Source organism: Marinobacter sp., assembly GCF_040904845.1.
Lineage (GTDB): Bacteria > Pseudomonadota > Gammaproteobacteria > Pseudomonadales > Oleiphilaceae > Marinobacter.
This window is the reverse complement of the sequence record NZ_JBBDSR010000080.1, coordinates 1-3,663: the sequence shown is the minus strand read 5'-3', so window position 1 is coordinate 3,663 and position 3,663 is coordinate 1. Positions and strand designations below refer to the sequence as shown.

Below are 3,663 nucleotides of genomic sequence, written 5' to 3'. Positions count from 1 at the left end.
GCCGAGGTGGTGAAATTGGTAGACACGCTAGCTTCAGGTGCTAGTGGGGGCAACCCCGTGGAGGTTCAAGTCCTCTCCTCGGCACCATTTCTTCCCCCAAGAAGTGGTCGAAAACGTTCCATACTGTTTATTTTATCCGATCAATCACGCCGATTGGCGGATTTTATGGCTTGCACGTTCGTGCACTGTGAATAACTCCCGTCAGTGATTGACTGCCATTGTCCGGCATGGCCAGCGCGAACAGCGAGTAATCCTTCGGATCCAGATCCGGTGCCTGGGCGGGGTCGCTGAGCAGCTCTCCGATATCGAGGACAAAAGCACCGTCCTCACCAGAGAGGGTCGTCGGCTCACCGAAAGGGAGGGTGACGGTGGCGCCAAATCCCAGCTCAACGGTTAAAGGCCCCGGCGGCGCATGGCCGCCAGGGCTGTGCCGATCAGAACGACCGGGCGACGATCTCTTTCATGATTTCGTTGGTGCCCGCATAGATCTTCTGTACACGGGAATCCGCCCAGGCCCGGGCAATCGGGTATTCCCACATGTAACCGTAGCCACCGTGCAACTGCACGCACTCATCCATCACCTTGCACTGGACGTCGGTGGTCCACTGTTTGAGCATGGCGGCGGTGGGAATGTCGAGTTTCTTGTCGAGGTGGAGCTCCAGGCAACGATCACAGAACACCCGGGCAGCGGTGATTTCGGCTTTCATTTCGGCCATTTTGAAGCGGGTGTTCTGGAACGCAATGACCGGCTTGCCAAATGCTTTGCGCTCTTTGACGTAGTCCAGCGTCCACTTCCAGCCTGCCTCGGCGGCGGCCACCGCTGCCAGAGCAACCTGCAGACGTTCGGCTGGCAGTTCCTGCATCAACTGGAAAAAGCCCTGCCCTTCCATGGAGCCCAGCAGGTTCTCCGCCGGCACTTTCACATCCTGGAAAAACAGTTCCGAGGTATCCTGCGCCTTCATCCCCACTTTGTTCAGGTTCTGGCCTTTCTCAAATCCTTCCGAGGCGGTCTCGACCAGCAGCAGGCTGGTACCCTTGGCTCCTTCTTTGGGATCGGTTTTGGCCACCACAATGACCAGATCCGCCAACTGGCCGTTGGTGATGAAGGTTTTGGAACCATTGAGCGTGTAGTAGTCACCGTCCTTGATGGCGGTGGTTTTTACGCCCTGGAGATCAGACCCGGCACCCGGCTCGGTCATGGCGATGGCGGTAATCATCTCGCCAGAGGCCATTTTAGGCAGATAGTACTCTTTCTGAGCTTGTGAACCGTGATTAAGGATATAAGGTGCCACGATGTCCGAGTGCAGCCCCCAACCGATGCCCGACAGGCCAGCGTAGGAAATTTCTTCGATCACCACCGCGCTGTAGCGAAAGTCTGCACCCACGCCACCGAATTCTTCCGGCATGGTCGGGCACAGGAAACCCAGCTCACCGGCCTTGCGCCATAATTCGCGGCTGACCTGCCCGTCTTTTTCCCATTGCTCGTGATAGGGAGCGGCTTCCTGCTCGAGGAATTTGCGAACGGAATCGCGGAAGCCTTCGAGATCGGCGTCAAAGAGTGTGCGTGGAATCATGGTAAACCTCGGTGAGTGACTTGCGTTATGGTTATCGTTCCACAAGTCTCGGCGCAGTGGCGGTTTCGCTCAATGGTGAAAACCATCAATCCGGCTGACCAAAACCATCGCCTAGCTCTGGCTGCCGTCCTTTCCCTTGGCGCGCTCCTCGCCCCAGCGTGGCATCAGGTCCTGAGGCAGGCCCAGATGATCCAGAATGCGGGCCACGATGAAATCCACCAGATCATTCACCGATTGCGGCTTGTGATAAAACCCGGGGCTGGCCGGCATAATGACGGCCCCCATGCGGGTCAGCCTCAGCATGTTGTCCAGATGCACTTCGGAATACGGCGCTTCTCTGGGCACCAGAATCAGCGGCCGTCGCTCTTTCAGCGCGACGTCTCCGGCCCGCTCAATCAGGTTATTACTGGCACCAGTGGCCAGGGCGGACAGGGTTCCGGTGCTGCAGGGGCAGACAACCAACGGTGCTTTTTCCCCGGAACCGGACGCCGGCGGCGCAAACCAGTCCTCGCGACCAAACACCGTCAACTGCCCGGGTTCCGCGTTGGCGTATTGCGCCAGCGTCGCCTGCATCGCGGGGGGCGAGCCAGGCAGCTTGAGGTCGGTTTCCGTGGCAATCACCACCTGGGCAGCCCGGCTGACCATCACGTTCACGGTGCAGCCGCCGGCGATCAGGCATTGCAGCAACCGCAAGCCGTACTGAGCGCCGGACGCGCCAGTGAATGCCAGGTTGATGGTTTTTCGCGCGGATGCAGAATCAGTCATGCCGGGTATCTACGTTCAAGTTCCGTAATCAGTTTCTGGTGGATACCACCAAAACCGCCATTACTCATGATCACAATGTGGCAGGGTTCTGAGACATTCGCCAATACCCGCTCGATCAGTGCGTCCACACTCGTTTCCACATGATGCCGGACACCTTCCGCCCTGCCCTGGCAGGCATTCACCAGCTCGGGCAGCCACTCCAGCTCGCTCAGGTTGGCCCAGACCGCATGGTCAGCCGCAGCGGCACTGGGCAACAACGCCTGCTGATGCACGCCTTGCTGCATGGTGTTGGATCGGGGCTCGATCAGGGCGATCACCGGCTCGTCACCCACTTTGTTGCGAAGCCCCTCAAGTGTGGTGGCAATGGCGGTGGGGTGGTGGGCAAAGTCATCGTACACGCTGACACCATGGACCTCGGCCAACAGTTCCATTCGCCGCTTCACCCCGGAAAACCGGCACAGGGCAGCAACGGCATGATCGGGCGTTACTCCGACATGCCGCGCCGCTGCGATGGCCGCAAGGGCATTGCGAACATTGTGCAACCCGGTCTGTGACCAAGTCACAGCTGCCACCGGTTGTTCGTGGTGAACCACCATGAAGCGGCTGCCATCCTCCGCCAGCAACTCCGCCCGCCAGTCCGTGGTATAGGCCACTTCACTGCCAATGGCAGAGGTTTGCACCCCGCTCCAGCAGCCCATGTCCAGAGCGCGGTCCAGGTGCAGATCGTTTGCCGGGCGAATAATCAGGCCGCTGGACGGCACCGTGCGAACCAGGTGGTGAAACTGGCGCTCGATGGCTTCGACATTGTCGAAAATATCAGCGTGATCGAATTCGAGGTTGTTCATGATCAGGGTGTGGGGACGGTAATGGACAAACTTGGAGCGCTTGTCGAAAAACGCACTGTCGTATTCGTCGGCCTCGATCACAAAAAAATCACTGGTGCCCAGCCGGGCCGATACCGGGAAGTCCTGCGGCACGCCACCCACCAGGTAACCCGCGTCAAAACCGGCCTGCTCCAGAATCCACAGCAACATGGAGGTGGTGGTGGTTTTGCCATGGGTGCCGGCCACCGCCAGTACCCAGCGGTGGCGCAACACTTCCCGCGCCAGCCATTCCGGGCCGGACATGTAATCGATGTTGCGGTTAAGGACCGCCTCGACCTCGGGATTCCCCCGGGACATGGCGTTCCCGATCAGGACCAGGTCCGGCTTCGGCTCCAGGTGATCGGCGCGATACCCTTCCATCAAACCAATGCCCTGAGCTTCAAGCTGAGTGCTCATGGGCGGATAAACGCCCTGGTCCGAGCCGGTTACCGTGTGGCCCA

General features: G+C 59.4%; 3 protein-coding genes and 1 tRNA gene. 1 reads left to right on the top strand and 3 read right to left on the bottom strand.

Annotated elements, in window-relative coordinates; genetic code table 11:
* A tRNA-Leu gene (locus WD429_RS10780) sits at positions 1–87 on the top strand.
* 347 nt (positions 88–434) lie between these two features.
* Here WD429_RS10780 and WD429_RS10775 read toward each other — a convergent pair.
* The 3 genes from WD429_RS10775 to mpl all read right to left on the bottom strand — a co-directional run.
* Positions 435–1,574: an acyl-CoA dehydrogenase family protein gene (locus WD429_RS10775; RefSeq protein ID WP_368422179.1), complete on the bottom strand. Its 1,140-nt coding sequence runs from the start codon at positions 1,572–1,574 to the stop codon at positions 435–437.
* Between the two features lie 111 nt (positions 1,575–1,685).
* Positions 1,686–2,339, bottom strand: a complete 654-nt coding sequence (locus WD429_RS10770) for a flavin prenyltransferase UbiX (protein WP_368422178.1) — start codon at positions 2,337–2,339, stop codon at positions 1,686–1,688.
* The coding region (gene mpl, locus WD429_RS10765) for a UDP-N-acetylmuramate:L-alanyl-gamma-D-glutamyl-meso-diaminopimelate ligase (protein ID WP_368422177.1) at positions 2,336–3,663 on the bottom strand (1,328 nt) is incomplete at its 5' end. The genes WD429_RS10770 and mpl, both read right to left, overlap by 4 nt.